Origin of the sequence: Austwickia chelonae (assembly GCF_003391095.1) — a bacterium.
GTDB lineage: Bacteria > Actinomycetota > Actinomycetes > Actinomycetales > Dermatophilaceae > Austwickia > Austwickia chelonae_A.
In genome coordinates, this window is sequence record NZ_CP031447.1 from 1,272,915 (window position 1) to 1,291,849 (window position 18,935).

At 64.0% G+C, this 18,935-nt stretch carries 19 protein-coding genes; 12 read left to right on the forward strand and 7 right to left on the reverse strand.

All coding sequences use genetic code 11. From position 1 onward, the window contains the following. Positions 1-28 precede the first annotated feature (28 nt). The gene (gene ctaE / locus DX923_RS05645) at positions 29-616 is read right to left on the reverse strand and encodes an aa3-type cytochrome oxidase subunit III (protein WP_240322769.1); all 588 of its coding nucleotides are present in this window, start codon (positions 614-616) and stop codon (positions 29-31) included. A 307-nt stretch (positions 617-923) separates the two neighbouring features. Here ctaE and DX923_RS16635 point away from each other — a divergent pair, with 307 nt between their 5' ends. Beyond that, positions 924-1,379 (forward strand): response regulator transcription factor, encoded by a 456-nt coding sequence (locus tag DX923_RS16635; RefSeq protein WP_116113301.1) that lies wholly within the window; start codon positions 924-926, stop codon positions 1,377-1,379. A 2-nt stretch (positions 1,380-1,381) separates the two neighbouring features. Continuing rightward, positions 1,382-2,440, forward strand: a complete 1,059-nt coding sequence (trpD, locus tag DX923_RS05655) for an anthranilate phosphoribosyltransferase (protein WP_116113303.1) — start codon at positions 1,382-1,384, stop codon at positions 2,438-2,440. A gap of 6 nt (positions 2,441-2,446) precedes the next feature. Here the strand turns inward: trpD and DX923_RS05660 are convergent, their stop codons facing one another. Beyond that, on the reverse strand, positions 2,447-2,725 hold the full coding sequence (locus DX923_RS05660; RefSeq protein WP_116113305.1) for an Lrp/AsnC family transcriptional regulator: 279 nt from the start codon (positions 2,723-2,725) through the stop codon (positions 2,447-2,449). A 72-nt stretch (positions 2,726-2,797) separates the two neighbouring features. Here DX923_RS05660 and DX923_RS05665 point away from each other — a divergent pair, with 72 nt between their 5' ends. Continuing rightward, entirely contained in the window at positions 2,798-3,994 is a 1,197-nt protein-coding gene (locus tag DX923_RS05665; RefSeq protein ID WP_116113306.1) for a hypothetical protein, read from the forward strand. A 79-nt stretch (positions 3,995-4,073) separates the two neighbouring features. Here DX923_RS05665 and DX923_RS05670 read toward each other — a convergent pair whose 3' ends face one another. Then, entirely contained in the window at positions 4,074-5,885 is a 1,812-nt protein-coding gene (locus DX923_RS05670; protein ID WP_116113308.1) for an AMP-dependent synthetase/ligase, read from the reverse strand. Positions 5,886-6,054: 169 nt separating this feature from the next. On the opposite strand from DX923_RS05670, the gene DX923_RS05675 reads away from it, so the two are divergent. The 5 genes from DX923_RS05675 to DX923_RS05695 are packed head-to-tail and all read left to right on the forward strand — an operon-like array spanning position 6,055 to position 9,447. Next, positions 6,055-6,477, forward strand: a complete 423-nt coding sequence (locus DX923_RS05675) for a polyketide cyclase / dehydrase and lipid transport (RefSeq protein WP_162872801.1) — start codon at positions 6,055-6,057, stop codon at positions 6,475-6,477. 34 nt (positions 6,478-6,511) lie between these two features. Continuing rightward, entirely contained in the window at positions 6,512-6,955 is a 444-nt protein-coding gene (locus DX923_RS05680) for an SRPBCC family protein (protein ID WP_116113311.1), read from the forward strand. Positions 6,956-6,959: 4 nt separating this feature from the next. After that, the gene (locus DX923_RS05685; protein ID WP_116113313.1) at positions 6,960-8,039 is read left to right on the forward strand and encodes a hypothetical protein; all 1,080 of its coding nucleotides are present in this window, start codon (positions 6,960-6,962) and stop codon (positions 8,037-8,039) included. Then, on the forward strand, positions 8,023-8,421 hold the full coding sequence (locus DX923_RS05690) for a hypothetical protein (protein ID WP_116113315.1): 399 nt from the start codon (positions 8,023-8,025) through the stop codon (positions 8,419-8,421). Before DX923_RS05685 ends, DX923_RS05690 begins: the two co-directional genes overlap by 17 nt. 51 nt (positions 8,422-8,472) lie before the next feature. After that, positions 8,473-9,447 carry an ROK family glucokinase gene (locus DX923_RS05695; protein ID WP_116113316.1) on the forward strand — a complete coding sequence of 325 codons (975 nt, stop codon included), beginning with the start codon at positions 8,473-8,475 and terminating at the stop codon, positions 9,445-9,447. 67 nt (positions 9,448-9,514) lie between these two features. Here the strand turns inward: DX923_RS05695 and DX923_RS05700 are convergent, their stop codons facing one another. Further along, a complete protein-coding gene (locus DX923_RS05700) occupies positions 9,515-9,964 on the reverse strand; it encodes a hypothetical protein (RefSeq protein WP_162872803.1) in 450 nt (149 codons plus the stop codon). A 188-nt stretch (positions 9,965-10,152) separates the two neighbouring features. On the opposite strand from DX923_RS05700, the gene DX923_RS17005 reads away from it, so the two are divergent. The 3 genes from DX923_RS17005 to DX923_RS05715 are packed head-to-tail and all read left to right on the forward strand — an operon-like array spanning position 10,153 to position 13,603. Further along, complete coding sequence (locus tag DX923_RS17005) at positions 10,153-11,595, forward strand: 1-acyl-sn-glycerol-3-phosphate acyltransferase (protein WP_116113319.1); 1,443 nt, start codon at positions 10,153-10,155, stop codon at positions 11,593-11,595. Positions 11,596-11,652: 57 nt separating this feature from the next. After that, on the forward strand, positions 11,653-12,984 hold the full coding sequence (locus DX923_RS05710; protein WP_116113321.1) for a class II 3-deoxy-7-phosphoheptulonate synthase: 1,332 nt from the start codon (positions 11,653-11,655) through the stop codon (positions 12,982-12,984). Positions 12,985-13,006: 22 nt separating this feature from the next. Continuing rightward, positions 13,007-13,603, forward strand: coding sequence for a molybdopterin-dependent oxidoreductase (locus DX923_RS05715; protein WP_116113322.1), 597 nt, complete (start codon positions 13,007-13,009; stop codon positions 13,601-13,603). A gap of 56 nt (positions 13,604-13,659) precedes the next feature. Here the strand turns inward: DX923_RS05715 and pknB are convergent, their stop codons facing one another. Then, on the reverse strand, positions 13,660-15,615 hold the full coding sequence (pknB, locus tag DX923_RS05720) for a Stk1 family PASTA domain-containing Ser/Thr kinase (RefSeq protein WP_116113324.1): 1,956 nt from the start codon (positions 15,613-15,615) through the stop codon (positions 13,660-13,662). 75 nt (positions 15,616-15,690) lie between these two features. Further along, positions 15,691-17,004 (reverse strand): LysM peptidoglycan-binding domain-containing protein, encoded by a 1,314-nt coding sequence (locus tag DX923_RS05725; RefSeq protein WP_162872804.1) that lies wholly within the window; start codon positions 17,002-17,004, stop codon positions 15,691-15,693. Between the two features lie 289 nt (positions 17,005-17,293). Between DX923_RS05725 and DX923_RS05730 the strand changes: the two genes are divergently transcribed. Continuing rightward, on the forward strand, positions 17,294-17,734 hold the full coding sequence (locus DX923_RS05730; RefSeq protein WP_346218098.1) for an Rv2175c family DNA-binding protein: 441 nt from the start codon (positions 17,294-17,296) through the stop codon (positions 17,732-17,734). A 114-nt stretch (positions 17,735-17,848) separates the two neighbouring features. On the opposite strand, the gene DX923_RS05735 is transcribed toward DX923_RS05730, so the two are convergent. After that, complete coding sequence (locus DX923_RS05735) at positions 17,849-18,934, reverse strand: polyprenyl synthetase family protein (protein ID WP_116113329.1); 1,086 nt, start codon at positions 18,932-18,934, stop codon at positions 17,849-17,851. Between the last annotated feature and the right edge of the window lies 1 nt (position 18,935).

The window sequence follows — 18,935 nt, forward strand, 5'->3', positions numbered from 1 at the left end:
GCGCAGTTGGTGTGGCGGGGTGTGCTGGTTACTTCAAGATGTAGATCGTGACGAACAGTGCGATCCACACCACGTCGACGAAATGCCAGTAGTACGAAGTGACGATGGCGCCGGTGGCCTGCCTGTGGGTATAACGGCGCGAGGTGAAGCTGCGTCCGATGATGAGCAGGAAGGCGATCAACCCTCCTGTGACGTGGATGCCGTGGAAACCGGTGGTGATGTAGAAGGCCGAGGTGTAGGCGTTGTGACTCAGTGTCATGCCCTCGGAGGTGAGGGTTGCGTACTCCCAGACCTGCCCGGCAACGAAGACCGCGCCGAAGAGATAGGTCAGGACGTACCACTCGCGCATGCCCCATTCCTTGATCGGATGGAGGGTCAGGAGCTTCCCGGTACGTGACCCCCGGCCTTGCTCCGCGGCGAAGACCCCGAACTGACACCACACCGAGGAAATGACCAGGATCAGCGTGTTGACGAAGGCGAACCAGAAGTTCAACTTGGCGGTGCCATCGGCCCACAGGTCCGGTCGAACGGAGCGGATGGTGAAGTAGATGGCGAAGAGTCCCGCGAAGAACATCAGTTCGCTGGCCAACCAGACCATGGTCGCGACCGATGCCATATTCGGTCGTGTGACCGGGCCGTGCCCGGGGATCACACGAGGTGCAGGGGAATGAACGGAGGTTTCGGTCGCCACGGCCGCAATATTGCCTGACGATCGGGGGTGATCAGGCCCGCTGAGCAGGGCGAGGCGGTGCGTCGAACAGATCATCGCTCAGCGGTCGGTTGTCTCGGACGAGCGGTGTGTGGACCTGCGTTTTCACGAGTGGTCAGCTGGCCGGATCAGACCGGGTGGACGTCGGTCACGTGTTTTCCGAGGAGGATCGGTACAGACATCCACCGTGGAACGACGCGGGTAGGATCGCCCTATGAGCACCTCCCCCGAATCCGCTGTCGATGCCGCAGCAACCGAGGGTGCCGCCGCGCCCCGTCGCCTACGTGTCCTTCTTTACAGCGACGACCGGTCCACACGGGATGCCGTGCGGGTCGCCGTCGGTAAACGTCCCTCCCGTGAGGTGGAGATCGAGTCGTGGTTCGAGTGCGCAACCCCGGTGGCGGCTGAGGAAGCTGTTCGATCGAATACTTTCGACCTGTTGATCCTCGACGGGGAGTCTGCACCTTTCGGTGGGCTCGGGATGTGCCGCCAGTTCAAGCATGAGATCTTCGAATGCCCTCCCGTGGTCGTGCTCACCGGTCGGCCACAGGACGACTGGCTCGCCGCCTGGTCTTATGCCGACGGCGTGGTCCCGCATCCGCTCGACCCGGTGCAGATGGCGAAAGTGGTTGCCGAGACATCGGCGCGGGAAGCGGTGACTCCGGCTTGAACGTGACGGCCGGTCCTAGCTGGCCCACGATCTTGACCGCTTTGCTGTCCGGTCACGACCTGACTCCTTTGCAGACGACCTGGGCATGGCGTCACATCATGAACGGTGAGGCGTCTCCGGCACGGCTGGCTGCTTTCGTGGTCGCTTTACGGGCCAAGGGTGAGACGGTAGGTGAGCTGGCCGCCATCTCTGAGGAGATGCTGGCGCACGCCCGACCGATCACGGTTCCTGGCCCCACCTTGGACATCGTGGGCACGGGCGGGGACGGTTCACACAGCGTGAACATCTCGACGATGGCAGCTCTGGTGTGCGCCGGTGCGGGGGCGACCATCGTGAAGCACGGTAATCGTGCAGCCTCTTCGAGCTCGGGGACCGCTGACGTCTTGGAAGAACTCGGCGTCGCGCTGGACCTTGGGCCGGAACAGGTCGCCGAGGTGGCCCGCACGTCGGGGATGACTTTCTGCTTCGCGCAGGTCTTTCACCCTGCGATGCGACATGCCGCAGGGCCGCGCCGTGACTTGGGTATCCCGACGGTCTTCAACATCCTGGGTCCACTGACCAATCCGGCTCGGCCGACCCATGCCGCGATCGGTGTCGCCGATCAGGCCTTTGCACCGCTCATGGCGGGGGTTTTCGCTTCCCGGGGGCGAGATACCGCCGTGCTGCGTGGTGACGACGGGCTCGACGAGCTCACGATCTCCACCACATCGAAGGTGTGGTGGGTGCGTGATGGAGCTGTGCGTGAGTACCGTGTCGATCCGGACGAATTAGGAGTCACCCGATCACCTTTGTCGGCTCTGCGCGGCGGAAATCCAGCTCAGAACGCTCAGGTGGTTCGGGAGGTCCTGGCCGGACGGCAGGGCCCGGTTCGAGACGCTGTGGTGCTCAACGCCGGCCTCGCATTGGCGATCATGAGTCCGGACAGCGGACACGAGCACCGGGACTTCGTTCATGATCTGCGCCAGGGGATGGACCGGGCCGAGGAATCGATCGACACCGGATCCGCCGCAAGGGCGCTGGATCGTTGGCGGTCGGCGACCCGTGCCTGCCGTGGACGCTGAGGGCGGTCAGTCGAGCCCGATCGCGAAAGCGGCATCCATGTCCTCGGTGCCGTACTGACGGAAAGCGATGTGGGTGCGCGTGCTGCGCACCCCGGAGGTCTTGTTCAATCGGTCGGCGATCACGTCGGCGAATTCTTCATGGCGGTCTACCTGGACCACGGCAATGAGGTCGCAGTCACCGGTCACCGAATAGACCTCGCGGACGCCAGGCTGACCGGCGATGTCTTGCGCTACCTCGGGGATCCGGTCGACGTCGGCATGGATGAGGACGATGGCGGTGATCACCTCGATACTCTAACCGGACACGTCTCTCGGTCATGTGCCATAAGTCGATATGCCCGGATCTAACATGACGGAATGTCCTCCGCAGAATTCGTGAGCAGGCGTGATCTCCTGCGTGGCGTGGGTTGGGGCACGATCATGCTCTGCGGAGCCGTGGCCGCGTCCTGCGCCGACCCGGTCGGGTCCGTGCAGCCTGGGCACTCTTCCGATCCTGGGTTGGCGGAGCTGGCGAAGATGTTGTCCAAGAGGGCCGAGGCCTATCACCGCGGTGATGAGACCGGATGGGCTGGAAGCATCCTGCAAACAGCTGGATTGGACGACGGCGTGGGCGGATTCGCTGTCATGCAGGCGTTGGGCGTGCGTGAGGTCTCCTACTCTTCCTTTCGCCGGTCCGGGCAGGATCTGGGGGCGGAAATGAGTTATCGGATCGACGGCGCGGATTGGGCTGCGGCGACGGGGATGACATGGTGGCAGCTAGAAGGTCAGATCCCTCGCCGGGTCGGGCAAGCAGCTTTTCCGTGGGAAGAGCCAGGGGCACAGGTTCGCCGAGGAGCCGATTGCCTGATGGTGGGCGCAGCACCGGCAGCGCATCAGGCTGAGGCCGTGTCCTGCGCTGACGCCGCGGTTGCCCGTGTCCATGAGCTGTGGGCGGGGGAGAAGAGCCGACCGGTGGTCTTGCTGCCGGCGTCGGCTGCTCACTATGAGAAATGGGGCGTTCAACACGGGAGTGGTGGGCAGATCCCTGCGGTCACGGTCGGTGCTGTGCGTGAGGGGCAGAGCATAGGAGCTGATCGGGTGGTGGTGAACCCTGCGATGTGGGGGCGGCTCCTGGACGAGGGAAAGACCGTTGTCCTTGCCCACGAGTTCACTCACCTGGTGCTGCGGCGTGATCTGGGAGGTCCCCGACCGCTGTGGCTGGACGAGGGGTTCTGCGAGTACGTGGCCTATCGACAGCTGTCCCTACCGGAAGACGCAGTGGCCGCCGATCTCGTGCGCCGGGTGAGCAGACAGGGCGTGCCCCAACATCTCCCCGAGGACAAGGACTTCTCCGGCGAGTCCCGTCAGGAGGCTTATGCCTCTGCCTGGTTGGCCTGCCGAGTCGTGGCGGAGACACACGGGGAGGTCGCATTGTGTCGGTGGATCCGTCAGGCGCGGGGCGACAGGAGCGACAGCCCTGGGGTCGCAGATACCTTGTACACCGTCACCGGATGGCGACTTCCTGATCTGGAGTCGGCCTGGCGGGCAAGGTTGTCCTCCTTGGCCACCAGGTGAGCGCACAGGGCGAGGATCAAGGACCGACCACTCATGGTCCCCATGCGCCCGCCGATGTAGACCTCACGGACGAGGTGGGTCAGCTTGCCGACGGTGGGCCGCCGGTGCCGTACAAGGCATCGATCTGATCGGCGAAGTCGTGGGCTACGACAGTTCTCCTGATCTTCAACGATGGGGTGAGATGTCCGCCCTCCTCGGTGAAATCCGTCTCGAGGACCACGAATTTACGGATGCTCTCGGCGCGGCTGACCTTCTCGTTGGCCCGGTTCACCGCCATTTGGAGATGCTCGAGAACCAGCGGATCGGTGTGTGCATTTTCCCAGGTCAAGTCGCTTCGTCCGTGAGCTTGTCCCCAGATGGAGATCATCTCTGAGTCCAAGGTCACCAGGGCGCCGACAAAAGGCCGTTGATCGCCGACAACCATGCACTGGGAGACCAAGGGGTGAGCCCGGATCGCATCTTCGAGCGGAGCAGGTGCCACATTCTTACCGCCCGCGGTGACCAGGATTTCCTTCTTGCGCCCCGTGATCGACAGGCGCCCGTTCTCGTCGAGGGAACCGAGGTCCCCGGTGCGGAACCAACCGTCTTCGGTGAAAGCCTGCGCGGTGGCTTCCTCGTTGCCGTGATAGGCGCGGAAAATACCGATCCCCTTGACCAGGAGTTCCCCGTCCTCGGCGATCCGGACGGAGGTCCCCGGCATGGGCAGCCCCACCGTGCCGATACCGACCGAACTGGGGAGGTTCACATTGGTGGGAGCCGTGGTCTCGGTCAGCCCGTAGCCCTCGAGGATGTTGATACCTGCGCCTCGGAAGAAGTGCCCAAGCCTGGACCCCAAGGGCGCTCCGCCGGAGATGGCCCACAGACAGCGTCCGCCGAGCGCTCCTCGCAGCTTGGAGTAGACGAGGACGTCGAACACCTTGTGCTGTATTCGCAAAGGAATGGACACCGATCCGGTGTCGACCGCTCGGCTGTAGGCGATCGCTGTCCGCGCTGAGAGACGGAAGACCCTGCCCTTGCCCTCGGTGGCGGCTTTCTGATCCAGCGAGTTGTAGATCTTCTCGAAGACCCGGGGCACGGCCAGCAGAAGGGTCGGGCGGAAGGAATCCATGTCCGACAGGAGCTGCTTGATATTGGGAGCGTGGCCTACCCGCATACCGACATCGATGCCCAGCACCTGGATGAAACGGGCCAGGACATGCGCCAAGGGGAGGAACAGCAGAGTGCAGGCCTCGGGGTCCCCGACGATCTCGGGAAGCGATCCTGCTGCGTTCTGCGAGAGCTGAAGGAAGTTGTCATGGGTCAGCTCACAGCCCTTGGGACGACCGGTCGTTCCTGAGGTGTAGATGATCGTGGCGAGATCTTCCCTGGTGGTGCGTTCCGCGGATTCCTGCAATGGCGACTGGTCACATCGCTGGTCGGCCAGACGGGTGAGATCGTCGGCGTCGATCTGCCACAGGAATGTCAGGTCGGGGCAGTCATCGCGGATCTTCTCGACGGTCTTCTGGTGCTCGGCGGACTCCACGACGATGGCGCGGCACCCACTGTTCGACAGGATCCAGTGGACTTGTTCCGACGAAGAGGTCTCGTAGATGGGCACGCTGACCAAGCCAGCGGTCCAGATGGCGAAGTCGACCAGCGTCCATTCGTACCTGGTGCGGCTCATCACCGCTACCCGGTCCCCCCAGGACAGCCCTGCTGCCAGGAACGCTGCTGCCAGAGCACGGACTTGTTCGTCGAATTCCCGGCAGGTGACGTCCACCCAGTCGGACGAGCCGGGGAAGCGGCGGCTCAAGGCCACACGATCGGGAGCTATGCGCGCATTGCGTGCGGTGATATTGCCAAGACTCGTCTCCGTCGACGTGGCGAGGACGGGGACAGAATTCTCTCGCATGGATCCCTCCGTAAGCTGCAGCAGTGCGGCTGCCGCTGGACACTACCCGCTGGTCACACGCGGTGACCGCCTTCGATGATGTGACACCGCTAACGCGCCATGGCCAGCGTTCAAGACCGGTTGTGGACGTGACGTGACGTGACGCGCCCTCCTGACACATCCTGGTGTGGTGTGGGATCCGACGCGACATCAGGTGCAGATCGTCGACGAGACATACATCGAGGCGTCCCCAGCACTTCTGGCTGCGGTTTTCCGTCACAGTGACAATGTCACCAATGTATGGCCCCACGTTCGCGCGACCTTACACCAGGATCGTGGACATTTGGGTGCGATCTGGCATGTCGAGGGGGAGCTGGCCGGTGAGTTCGAGGTGTGGCTGGAACCCTTCTGGGACGGCACGATCGTGCACCATTACGTTCGTGCCGATGTCGTCGGTCGACATGTCAGACAGGTCGAATACGCCCATGTGCGCAGGTGGAAACGCTTCATCACGGCGTTGAAGGACCAACTTGAACCGAGTCGACGTGCCTGGGACGTCCACGGAGGACAATCATCCAGATCGTTGACCGACGAACATCTCAAGGATTCGTGAGCTCTCCGCCTGTCGGCAACGGTACGGTCGGCCCATGGCAGATCACACCGAATCGAGCATCCACATCGAGAGTTCCCCGACCGCTGTGGCCGATGTCATCGCCGATGTCGAGGCCTATCCGGAGTGGACCTCTCAGATGCATTCCGTGCAGGTGCTCACACAGGATGAGGAGGAGTGGCCTGAACATGTCGAATTCGTGGTGGACGCTGGGGTCTTCAAGGACACCTATGTGCTCGACTACACCTGGGACATCGACGAGGACAGCCAAGGAGTGATCTCCTGGACCTTGGTCCGGGGGGAGAAACTCACCGCGATGGATGGTTCCTACACACTCCGCCACGAAGGCGACGGAACCCGGGTCACCTACCGGCTGGCGGTGGACCTCGACCTCGCGGTGCCGGGGCTGCTCAAACGACAGGCCGAGAAGAGCATCGTGGCCGGTGCTCTGGACGGGCTGAAGAAACGCTGCGAAGGCTGAACACTTGCCTCTTCTTCATCTGCTGACCGGAACCGGCGGTTCCGGTGTGAGCACCGTGAGCGCTGCTCTCGCGGCGGCGTGGGCAGCTGAGGGAAAACGGGTGAGATTGGCGCACATCGCGGATCCGATCAGCTGCAGCAGGCCTTTCACCGTGGGACGTGAGGACCACGGTGAGATCGACATCGTCGACTTGGCCGCGCCAGCACCCTGGGGAGCTGCCGACCAGGTACTGGCGGATCTCCTGCTCTCTCAGGACTGCCCGGGTGAGATCGCTGAGGAGTGGCGCAGACTTCCTGGCGCCGACAGCTGGCAGATTCTGTCCACCTTGGCCGAGCGACCGCCGGACATCGACGTCCTGGTCGTCGACCTGGGTAACCTGCAGCGAGCAGCCGACCTGCTCCAGGCAGCTACTCGGATCCCGTGGGTGCTGCGGCATCTTCTCGAAGCGGTCGCCGGTCCCTGGGGAGCTGTCGACGGGGTCGCCGAAACCCTCCTGAGGGGACTGTCCCGAGTCGAGTCCGGAGCGACATGGCTCACTTCTGCCGACAGCATTCTCCACGTGGTCACCAGCGGTCGTGCCCTGGACGAGAGCAAGATCCGCAAGAGCGTCCCCGGAATGCTGTTGTCCGGCCCGAAGCCTGGACTGCTCGTTCACATCTCCTCGGTCGATGGCGAGGACTGGAACAGCGAGAAATGGCTTCCCCTCACGCCGGTTCGAGTCGCCCCGATCTCGCTCACCGAGGAGGGTGCATTCACCGAGCCACCTGAGAAATGGGTTGCACCGCTGCTCCCGCCGATTTCGGAAATCTCGATCGGTACACAGCCGGTCGGGCGTATCGTCCGCGCCCCCCAGCCCGCCAGGCGACTGCGCTGGAGCATGCCGTTGATCTGGGTGCAAGCCGAAGACCTCCGACTCGTGCAACGGGGAAAAGACGTGACGCTCGTCGTGCACGGAGTGCCGTACCTGCTGACATTGCCGCCTGCAGCACGTCGTTGTGAACCAGAAGTGGCCTGGGTGTCCGACGGTGAACTCGTCGTCGACCTGACCTGGCGGGAAGGAGAGTGGCGTGAACGTGAGCTATGACCGGGTGTCGCGGGAGGCAGCTCTCCTGGCCGAGGCGCTCGCGGGGTCGACGGGAGGAGCCCCCCAGCCAGGGCAGGAACGGTTCGCCGCTGACAGGGCGGATCCGGTTTCAGAGCAAACTGGTCCGAGCTCGAACTCCAGTACCGGGCGGTCTTCCCCACGTTGGGCGCAGCTTGCTTCCCGAGCTGCACTGTTGGCTCGTGACGGTTTCGTACGCGTCGGTGCATCCTTGGAGGAATGGGCGCAGGAGGCTCCTGACGGCGTACGATCCCCTGCGGGATCGCAGCAGGAAACCCGCGGACGACACGGTGGACGGTCGCCCGCTGCGTACCGGCGGGCGGAATGCAAGGACATCCCGGTGACCGACGAACCACGACGGTGACCTGATACGGCCCGTCGGCACCGGCCGTTCGTGCACGAAGGAGAACAACGGATGGACGTCGCAGTAGGCATCGACATCGGCGGGACGAAGGTATCCGGCGGAGTCGTGACCGGTGAAGGCCAGATCCTCCATCGTGCTCGTGCCGCGACTCCCAATAGGTCGACCAGCCCGAAGGTCGTCGAGGACACGATCGTGTCTGTCGTCGAGCAGCTCCAAGAAGCCGCAGGCTCCGATGTCACCATTCGTGCGGTGGGTGTCGGCGCCGCAGGGTGGGTGTCGAGCGACCGCGCCACCGTTCTCTTCGCGCCTCACCTCTCCTGGCGTCATGAGCGCCTCAGGGAATCACTGGGCAGCAGGATCGACGCGCCGCTCTTCGTCGACAACGACGCCAACGCTGCGGCTTGGGCGGAATGGCGCTTCGGGGCCGCTCGCGGGCAGGACGACATGGTCATGATCACTCTGGGTACCGGTATCGGCGGTGCCATCCTGCGTGAAGGTCATATCGACCGAGGGCGTTGGGGACTGGCGGGTGAATTCGGGCACATGCAGGTGGTCCCCGACGGACAGCGTTGTGAATGCGGGAACCGCGGGTGCTGGGAGCAGTACGCCAGCGGTAATGCCTTGGTTCGTGAGGCCAGGTCGATGATCGACGCAGGGTCACCGATCGCAACTGATCTGGCGGTCCGGCTGCGGGCTGATGGCGGACCGTTGACCGGTCCTCTGGTGACGGCGGCTGCGCAGGAAGGCGATCCCACAGCGGTGGAACTTCTGGCAGAGATCGGGCACTGGCTCGGCGTCGGATTGGCCAACTTGGCGGCAGCATTGGACCCGTCGCTCTTCGTGATCGGGGGCGGCGTCAGCGCAGCGGGTGACCTGTTGATCGCTCCGGCGACGGAGTCCTTCCGTCGGCGCCTGCCTGGACGGGGATATCGTCCAGCAGCTCAGATCGTGAGCGCTCAACTGGGCAATGATGCCGGGCTCATCGGTGCAGCAGACCTGGCTTGGAGTGAAGTCCAAGCGTGTTGATCACAGGGATTCGCCACCGGCGAGCTGGGCTGTGACCGAAGGCGTCGCGTCGGACACGAGGAACAGATCAGACACGGGCACCGTCATCGCCGTCATCATGTCGTTCAGGCAGCCGCCGAACCAGGAGCGCGAAGCCTGCCGCTGTCGCCATCCCGGACAACCACAAGGGCAGATGGGTGGTGTGCGGCCCGGTCAACGCCCAGCCGACGAAGACCACCGGGCCGCCGACGATCCCTGCGAGCGCGCCCCAGAACTGAAGGTCTCCTCGGGGGAGCGGCGGATCGGGTTCTTCGAAGTCGTCGTCCTCGGGCACTTCTTCTGGCGGAAGGTGTACCCGCCAGCCAGCCGGTGCCACATCGAAGGACGGTCGTCGAGGTTCGGCCGGTGCTGGAGCGACTGGAGAGGGGTTGGTCCTTCTCGGGTCGGAGTCTCGTTCCCATTCGGCGACGATGGCTGCGAAAGCTGCATCGATGCGTTCGTCGTCCGGGGTGCGATCCTGCGGAGTCGGTTTCGTCATCAGGGTCTCCAGTCGGCGCGGCAAGGCAGGGGAAGAGTGTCGGATCGGCGGAAACCGGGACATGGTGCCTCGGCGGCGACCTCATATCATTCTTCCACGGCGACATGTCGGCCGCGAGAGCGATGAGCGACGACGACAACCCTCGGAGTGTCGTAGAGTCAAACGGCCGTCAAGGAGGGGTCGCTGCCATGTTCTACAGGTTGATGAAGGTCTCGGTCGGTCCGGTGTTGACCGTACTTTTCCGTCCGAAGGTCGAAGGACTGCATCATGTCCCGGAGAGCGGGGCTGCGATTCTCGCCAGCAACCACCTGTCCTTCTCGGACTCGTTCTTCCTTCCGCTGGTGCTGCCGCGGCGGATCACTTTTCCCGCGAAGATGGAGTACTTCACCGGGACCGGGGTGAAGGGGCGGATGACCGCAGCCTTCTTCCGAGGAGTCGGGCAGATTCCGATCGACCGGTCAGGGGGCGCTGCCAGCCGGGCTGCGATGGAGAGCGGGTTGGCGATCCTGAACCGTGGAGAGCTCTTCGGGATCTACCCTGAGGGCACCCGTTCACCGGACGGCCGACTGTACCGGGGCAAGACGGGGATGGCTCGCTTGGCTCTGGCCGCAGGCGTACCGATCATCCCTGTGGCGATGATCGATACGGATAAAGCGCAGCCGACCGGCCAGATCATTCCGAACATCACACAGGTCGGTGTGCGTATCGGCGCGCCGCTAGATTTCTCCCATCTCGCAGGCCGGGAGGACGACCATGTGCTCCTGCGCACGGTGACCAACGAGGTCATGGCGGCTTTGAGCGAGTTGTCGGGCCAGGAATATGTCGACGAGTACGCGGCTGATCGAAAACGGGCCATTCAGGAGAAAGCCGAGCGGATGATGGCTGCGGCCAAGGCGCAGGCCGATGCAGCGGCTGCGAAGGCCCGGGCAGAGGCCGCTGCCGCTACTGCTCGTGCTCGGGACGAAGCTGTGGCGGCGGCTGCGAAGGCCCGGGTGCAGGCTGACGAGTATGCCGAATGGGCTCGGGTGGAGTACGCAGCAGCATTGGAGCGGGCCACCGAGGCGACCTCACGGGCCCGGGATGAAGCGACTGCGGCGACAGAGCGTCTGCAGGCTCAGGTCATGGAGGCCACGGAGAAGACCAGAGCGGCCACCGAGAAGACAAGGGCTCAGGTCGTGGAAGCGACCGAGAAGACTTTCGTCCAGGCCGACGAGGCTTTGACGAAGGTGCGGGCTCAAGCAGCTGAAGGTGCGGCTAAGGCGTGGACCCAAGCGGCTGAGGGTGCTGCGATCGCGGAAGGCTGGCTGGCACAGGCCCGGGCGGACAGCGTGGCCAAGGCAGGCGCGCTCCAGGATCGCGCGGGTGAGCTGCACGGGCGGGCAGAAGAGCTGCATGTCCGTGCTGGAGAGTTCCAGGAGAAGACCGAGAACGAAGGAGACTCCGGTCAACAGGAGATGAAATCCGGTGCCGCTGTGGACCAGGAGAGGGGACCGGGCGAACTCGTGGAGAAGACTGCTGTGTCATCGGAGGGTTCCGAGCAGGGCGGCCAGCAGCCCGAAAAGCCGTCGACGGGGCAGAGCTCTTCCGAGGGTGGAGAGCCGCAGCTCGGCAAGGGTTTGTCCGGGAACTGAACGTTCGTCATCCGGACCCTGGCTGGGACGATCTCGCAGCCAGGTAGCCTGTGTGGCGTGAGCGCGCGAACCATTCTGGACTGGGCCGGCCTTCCGGCAGCTCAACAACCTACGTGGCCGGACCTCGATGCCCTCGCTTCGGCGAGGGCATCTTTGGCGACCTTCCCACCGCTGGTTTTTGCAGGGGAATGCGACATCCTGCGTGACAAATTGGCGGCGGCGTCGCGGGGTGAGGCCTTCGTTCTCATGGGGGGAGACTGCGCAGAGACCTTCGCCTCGGCGACCGCGGACAACATTCGGGACCGGGTCAAAACTCTTCTCCAGATGGCTGCGGTGCTCACCTACGGCGCGAGCACACCAGTGGTCAAGGTCGGGCGGATCGCAGGCCAGTACGCCAAGCCCCGGAGCAAGGACACCGAGACTCGGGACGATCAGGTCCTGCCTGCTTACCGCGGCGACATGATCAACGATTACGCCTTCACCCCGCAGTCGCGTCGTCCTGACCCGGATCGACTGGTTCGGGCCTATCACGCGAGTTCTGCGACCTTGAATCTCATGCGAGCCTTCACTCAGGGTGGTTTCGCAGACCTGCGGCATGTCCACGACTGGAACCGTGGCTTCGTCCGTAATCCGGCGCATCACCGGTACGAGCGGATGGCCGGCGATATCGATAAGGCCATGCGGTTCATGTCGGCCTGTGGCGCTGACTTCGAGGCGATGCGTCGAGTTGATGTGTGGGCTAGCCATGAGGCACTGCTACTGGACTACGAACACCCGCTCGCTCGGATCGACAGCCGCACCGGCCGGCCGTATGCCACCAGCGGCCATTTTCTGTGGGTGGGGGAGCGGACCCGTCAACTTGACGGTGCTCATGTCGATTTCGTCCGTCGTATCCGCAACCCTGTGGGAGTCAAGATCGGACCGACCGCCACCCCAGACGACCTCCTGGGCTTGGCGGAGAAGATCGACCCCGATCGGGAGCCAGGCCGTCTGACGGTGATTGTCAGGATGGGTGCAGAACGAGTTCAGGAGGGGCTTCCTCCGCTGTTGGAAGCGGCCAAGGCCGAAGGGCTGCAACCGACCTGGATCTGTGACCCGATGCACGGCAATACCTTCGAGTCGGCGACCGGATACAAGACGCGTCGTTTCGACGACATCGTTGCGGAAGTGAGGGGCTTCTTCGAAGCACATCGTGCGGCTGGCACCTGGCCGGGAGGCATTCACGTCGAACTCACGGGGAACGATGTGACGGAATGTCTGGGCGGAGCGATTGACCTGCACGACGAAGACCTACAGCTACGTTACGAAACTGCCTGCGACCCACGGCTGAACCACCAGCAGAGCCTGGAACTGGCATTTGTCGTGGCTGAGATGCTCGCCTCCTCGTAAGGCGTTCAGGAAGGGGTGACTCGTGTCCCAGGATGATGCTTTCGCCGAGGAACGCCAGCTGCCGCCAGGCCAACGGCGCAGTGAGGAGATGCGTGTCATCCACTACGGACGGGTGCCACGTATCGACCTGGGGCGTTGGCAGCTGAGTATCACCGGTGCGACCCTGGACGGCGAGGAACACCTCATCCGTTGGACGGACCTGTCGGAGATGCCTCAGATCAGGGTCACGGCTGACCATCATTGCGTTTCTCGGCACAGTGTGCTCGATGTCGTGTGGGGCGGAGTGCCGACCAGCGAACTGGTCCGGCTTTTCCCGCCTGCTGATGACGCCGCCTATGCGCTGGTCTCGGCTGCGTACGGGTACAGCGCTACGGTCACGGTGGACGACCTCTCCCAGCCGCGGGCCCTTCTGGCCACCTCGTTGAACGGCGAGTGTCTGACTCCGGAACGAGGATGGCCGGCCCGCTTGGTCCTACCACACCTCTACGGGTGGAAGGGGCCGAAATGGGTGCTTCAGATCGAGTACTCGACAGAGCCGGTGCGTGGTTTCTGGGAACGTCAGGGATACCACGTCACCGGAGACGTCTGGCGAGAAGAGCGATACGCGCATCAGGAATGAGATGACACCACGTCGTGAGGCCGGCCAGGGATTTTCCTGACCGGCCTCACACGTGTTCAGAGCACCCGCAGGACGACCCGAGTCCCCCGCGGGACCGAGGACCCGGCCTTGGGGTTGGTCGAATGAGCCATACCGAACAGGCCGCCGGCGAATCGATCCACGTCGACTTCCAGGCCCACTGCGCGTAGCGCTTCGACAGCCTGAGACTCCGAGCTTCCTCGTACCTTCGGGATCTTGACGAGTTCAGAGCCCTTGCTGATCGTGAAACTGACTTGTCCACCCTTGAACAAGGTGCCATTGGCGGGAGTTTGTTTGATGACGGACCCCTGCGGGACGTCGTTGTGGAACTCTTCACCACTGACCTGGGCGACCAGGCCGTCCCGCTCGAGTGTGTTCTTGGCCTCGGCGAAGGGTTTGCCGGTCCAGTCCTTCACATCGATCGGTTTACGGCCTTTGCTGACCACCAGGTTCACCTGGGTCGACGGCTTGACCGAGGTACCTGGAACCGGGTCGGCGGAGACGATCTGCCCTGCCTTGACCGATTCATTGAACTCTTCGGAGACCTTGCCCAGAGAAAGCCGGGCATCGGCGATCGCCTTCTTGGCTTCGTCGAGCGGTTGATTGACGACTTCCGGGATCGAGACCCGGTCCTTGCCCTTGGAGATGGAGACAGCCACCGCCGTGGACCGCCGTACGACGCTTCCACGGACAGGGTCGATCGAGACGACCAGTCCGGAGCGGACGTTCTCCGAGTAGATCGGAATGATCTCGGCTCGTAGATCAACGGCTTCCAATGCCGCGATGGCCTGCTCCTGGGACATGCCGGACAGCTCCGGGACCGTGCGTTCCGACCCCGGGCCTGCCAGGAGGTACCAGCCGAGGAGACCGCTCAGGAAGAGGACCGCAGTGGTGGCGAAGACCGCCAGCTGACGAGGGGAGAAAGCCTGCAACGGCCCTAGCCGCGAGGACAGTGGACTTCTGGCTCCGGAGACATCGCGGCGGAGCACATTGGTGGGCACCGGGCCGGTTCGGCGGCCACGCCGCGTGGCGATCTCTTCTCCGCCGGGATTCATCACCGGGACAGGCTGTGTGGGGCGGTGGACTCGGGCGGTGTGAGCGATTCCGGAAGCCGCGCCTGACACCCCGGGGGGAGTAAGATCCAGCTCTTTCCGGGTAAGGCTTCGTTCAGCCTCCATCACCTCGTGGAGGAAGATCTCCGCGTCGACAGGGCGTTCGTGTGCCTCCCGGCGGGTGGCCAGGGCAACGAGCTGGTCCAGGACTGGGGAAAGCCCTGGGCGTAGAGCGCTGGGCTGGGGGATCTCGCCGTGGACGTGCTGATATGCCACCTGAATGGGGCTGTCCCCGTCGACGGCCTTTGCTCCGGTGAGCATCTCGTAGAACACCAGCCCGGCTGCGTAGACATCGCTGCGCGGGGTGGCGATCCCATGCTCGACCTGTTCCGGTGCCAGGTAACTGACGGTGCCGAGGATGGTTGATCCGGTGGTGCCAGCGGTGACCGAGTTCACCGTGCGGGCCAGTCCGAAGTCGGCGACTTTCACATCACCGTTGTCGGAGATGAGGACGTTCTCGGGTTTGACATCCCGGTGAACGATCTCGGCCAGATGCGCCGAAGCCAATGCCGCCAAGATCTGTCGGAGGATGCGCAGAGCCTCTCGCGGGGTCATGGCGCCCTCGCTGTCGAGGACGGAACGCAGCGTACGGCCCTTGACGAACTCCATCGTCAAGAAGACCTGCTCGCCGTCCTGGCCCTGGTCGAAGACACCCACGACATTGGGATGGCTCAGTTGGGCCACCGCACGGGCTTCACGCTGGAAGCGCTCCACGAAAACGGCGTCCCTGACCAGGTCGGGGCGCATGACCTTCAACGCCACCTGGCGATCGAGTCGCTTGTCTAGGGCGAGATAGACACTCGCCATGCCCCCGTCTGCGAGGTGGCGCAGTACGAGGTAACGGTCGTCGATCAGGGCGTCGACGAGAAGGGCACCGGTCATAGCGCGCAGTCTAGGAGGCTGCGCCGAAAAGTCCCTCAGAAGTCCCCTCCGCTGCGTTCTGGTCCGGTCTCGTCGTCACATCTGACGCTTGTAGGCCAGAACTGATGCTACATACTCTTTGGTGTCCTCGAAGAGCCCTCTGGAACGTACCGAGGTGAGTCCCTGGTAGTAGCCGGCGATGACTTCGGTCTCGGAGACAGAACTTCGGCCCAAGCTGCGGAGAAGTGCTACCCCACAGGTGACATTGTCCTGGGGATCGAGCAGGTCGAGCGAGCGTCCTATCAGCTGAGACACCCATTGCCCAGTGGAGGGCAGGCACTGCATCACGCCGATGGCATTGGCCTCGGAGACGGCGTTCTGGCTCCACCGCGACTCCTGCCAGGCGATGGCCAAGGCCAGGCGCGGGTCGACCCCGTGGGCTTGTGCGGTGGCCACGATCATGGACCTGAGCTGGGAGCGGGAAGGTGTACCGGTCCGGTTCAGATAGGTGAGATTCGTCGTGGCTGCTTCCGACAGATTTCCTGGCCTGGAAGGTGCTGCTGCGCTGGCTGCGAGGCTGCCGATCACCTGGAGTCGATCGCCTGGTTTGAGTGGGTGGTTCAGGCCGATGCCATTGGCCTTGGCCAGCCCGGTCATGGAGACTCCGTACCGGCCGGAGATGGCCCAGAGAGAGTCGCCTGGGCCGACCACGGCTGTCGTCGTCCGAGTGTCGGCTGCTCCGGTGCGGGCGTTCTTGGTCACAGCCCGCACGGTCTGGTGCCCGCCCGGGACGGTGAGCCGACGCCCGGGAAGGAGGACATCGCCGGAGGAGAGGTTGTTCACGGCGAGCAGGGTGGATACGTCGACGCTCAGATGACGGGCGACCCTGGAGGCGGTGTCGCCCGGTCGGATCACATAGGTGCCATAGGGGGACGGATCCGGACGGGGGGAACCGGCCGATGAGCCCGGGACGGCGAGACGTTGACCCGGCAGGATCACGGAGGTGGGGGAGAGCTTGTTCGCCTGGAGGAGTGCTTCTACTTCGACGCCGGTGGAATGGGCGATATCCCAGAGGGATTCTCCTGCTCGGACCACATGGGTAGGACGTTGTGACGTCCGAGGTGCGGGCACCGGCACGGGGGCGGCCACCGCAGCTGGGGACAGGGTAAGCGGAGCATTGCCGGAAGGAATGGTCAGCTGGTCGCCGACATGCAGCGGGGTGCCTGCCGAAGCGAGTTGATTACGGGCAACGAGTTCGGTGACGGAGACCTGCGCCTTGGCGGCGATCTTCCACAGGGTGTCGCCCGGGCGGACCTCGTAGGTGATCCAGGCCCGTCCCGGAGCCGTGCTCCGGTTCATCACGGCGGCAGTCGGTGCCGCGTGTACCGCGGGTAAGGAGACAGGTGTCATGGGCGGACGCGGTCCTTTCCGACGTATCGTCCGTGAAGGTTCACCCCAGGTGTCGAGGGGACCAGGGGAAGATATGTCGTGGGCGACGATCGTGTCCCGGGGCACAGAGCTTTCGGATGCTGCTGACGGGACCCATCTGTCGACTGTGACCGTACCGGATTTTTCCTGTACAGAACGGGATTGACATGAGGACGCGCGAAAAACGGCCTCGCTGGGAACCGATGGATGTTCCTGCGGTGTGTTCACGCGCGACTGTGTGTTCTGTGTGGGGGATGGCATGCTCGCTGATGTGAGTAAGAAGAATGCGTCAACACCGGATACGTCCACCGAACCCACCCGTCGTGAGCAACGTGCTGCTCTTGACGGCGAACGGTTGGCCGTTCTCGAGGATCTCGTCCCGGGATGGCTGTCCGTCCCCGAGGTCGCCGAACGCCAGGGTGTCAGTTTGTCGACGGTACGCCATCAACTGCAGGAGCGCGAACTGCTGGGGGTCCGCAGGGGGGACAACAAAGCGGTCTACGTGCCTGAGCCCTTCGTCACCGTAGAGGGACCGCGGCCGGAGCTGCGTGGCACCTTCACCGTGTTGAGCGACGGCGGGATGGACGACCTCGAGCTGTTGACCTGGATGTTCCGACCGGACGACAGCTTTACCGGCGGAAACCCGATGTCTTGTCTGCAGGCCGGACACAAGACGGAGGTGCGTCGCCGCGCGATGGAGGAGGCTTTCTGAGCTCCTGCAGGGGGCCCTCGTCCCCTCCGGCGGGGTGGAGGACGGCGCAGGGCCGTAGCGTGCAGCGATCGTCTCCGACCTGCCGCCGGGGGGATGGCTCCGTCGGATCAACGGTCAGCGGTCTCTCTCTGTGGCGATGTCGACGAGTTCTTCCAACGCAGCCCTACCGGTTTCGGTGAGGTCGGTGATGGCAGAGAGCTCGGCTCGAGCGATGGTCGTCTGCTCGGTGATGATCTCCTCGTGCCGCTCCAGGGCACCGGAACCGCGGACCAGGTCCCGCATCGTCTCGATCTCGTCGTCGGTCAGATCGTTGTGGCCCAGACCTGCAGACATCGTTGCCCTGCCTTCGGCGTCGAGGCAGTCCAGGGTCAGGGCCAACAGGACGGTTCGCTTCCCCTCGCGGAGATCGTCGCCAGCAGGTTTGCCGGTCGTCGAAGGATCACCGAAGATCCCCAGGACGTCATCTCGTAACTGGAAGGCTTCCCCGAGCGCCAAACCGTAGGCGGACAGGTGTGCGGCTGCCGTGTCGTCCACCCCCGCGGCATGTGCGCCGATCAGGAGCGGATGCTCCACGCTGTACTTCGCACTCTTGTAACGGACGACTTGGCGGGTCTGCTCGATCCGTTCGGTTGTGGCCAAACCGTCCCATCCACGGACAGAGACCAGGACATCGAGGAACTGGCCGCCCATGAGCTGGGTGCGCATCACGTCGAAGACGGTGCGTGCCCGGTCGAGTTCCTCGACCGGTAGTCCGCTCCCGGCGACCATCTCGTCGGTCCACACCAAGCAGAGGTCTCCGGCGAGAATGGCGCCGGAGACGCCGAAGCGGTCAGCATCCCCGGTCCAACTCTCCTGGCCGTGCCGGTTGGCCAGCGCACGATGAGCAGTGGCTCGTCCACGCCGGGTCGCGCTGTCGTCCATGACGTCGTCGTGGAGGAGCGCGGCGGCCTGGAACATCTCCATCGCTGTGGCGACAGAGGTCATCTGTTCGGCATGCGCGCCTCCACAAGCGAGGTATCCGCTGTGGCAGAACGCAGCTCGCAGTCGTTTCCCACCGGCCAAGAGCCCCTCGATCGCATCGACGAGCTGGGTCATGTCCGGCCCAAGTTCAGCGAGAACTTCCCGCTGACGTGCCATTTCGGCATCGATCCTTTCCTGGACATGTTCGCGGAAGATGCCCAGGTCCCATGCACTGCTCAAA

What these genes read in the sequence shown, in the direction of transcription:
- ctaE (WP_240322769.1), bottom strand. Translation starts at nt 616, where the DNA reads ATGGCATCGGTCGCGACCATGGTCTGGTTGGCCAGCGAACTGATGTTC.
- DX923_RS16635 (WP_116113301.1), top strand. Translation starts at nt 924, where the DNA reads ATGAGCACCTCCCCCGAATCCGCTGTCGATGCCGCAGCAACCGAGGGT.
- DX923_RS05665 (WP_116113306.1), top strand. Translation starts at nt 2,798, where the DNA reads ATGTCCTCCGCAGAATTCGTGAGCAGGCGTGATCTCCTGCGTGGCGTG.
- DX923_RS05670 (WP_116113308.1), bottom strand. Translation starts at nt 5,885, where the DNA reads ATGCGAGAGAATTCTGTCCCCGTCCTCGCCACGTCGACGGAGACGAGT.
- DX923_RS05680 (WP_116113311.1), top strand. Translation starts at nt 6,512, where the DNA reads ATGGCAGATCACACCGAATCGAGCATCCACATCGAGAGTTCCCCGACC.
- DX923_RS05695 (WP_116113316.1), top strand. Translation starts at nt 8,473, where the DNA reads ATGGACGTCGCAGTAGGCATCGACATCGGCGGGACGAAGGTATCCGGC.
- DX923_RS05700 (WP_162872803.1), bottom strand. Translation starts at nt 9,964, where the DNA reads ATGACGAAACCGACTCCGCAGGATCGCACCCCGGACGACGAACGCATC.
- DX923_RS17005 (WP_116113319.1), top strand. Translation starts at nt 10,153, where the DNA reads ATGTTCTACAGGTTGATGAAGGTCTCGGTCGGTCCGGTGTTGACCGTA.
- pknB (WP_116113324.1), bottom strand. Translation starts at nt 15,615, where the DNA reads ATGACCGGTGCCCTTCTCGTCGACGCCCTGATCGACGACCGTTACCTC.
- DX923_RS05725 (WP_162872804.1), bottom strand. Translation starts at nt 17,004, where the DNA reads ATGACACCTGTCTCCTTACCCGCGGTACACGCGGCACCGACTGCCGCC.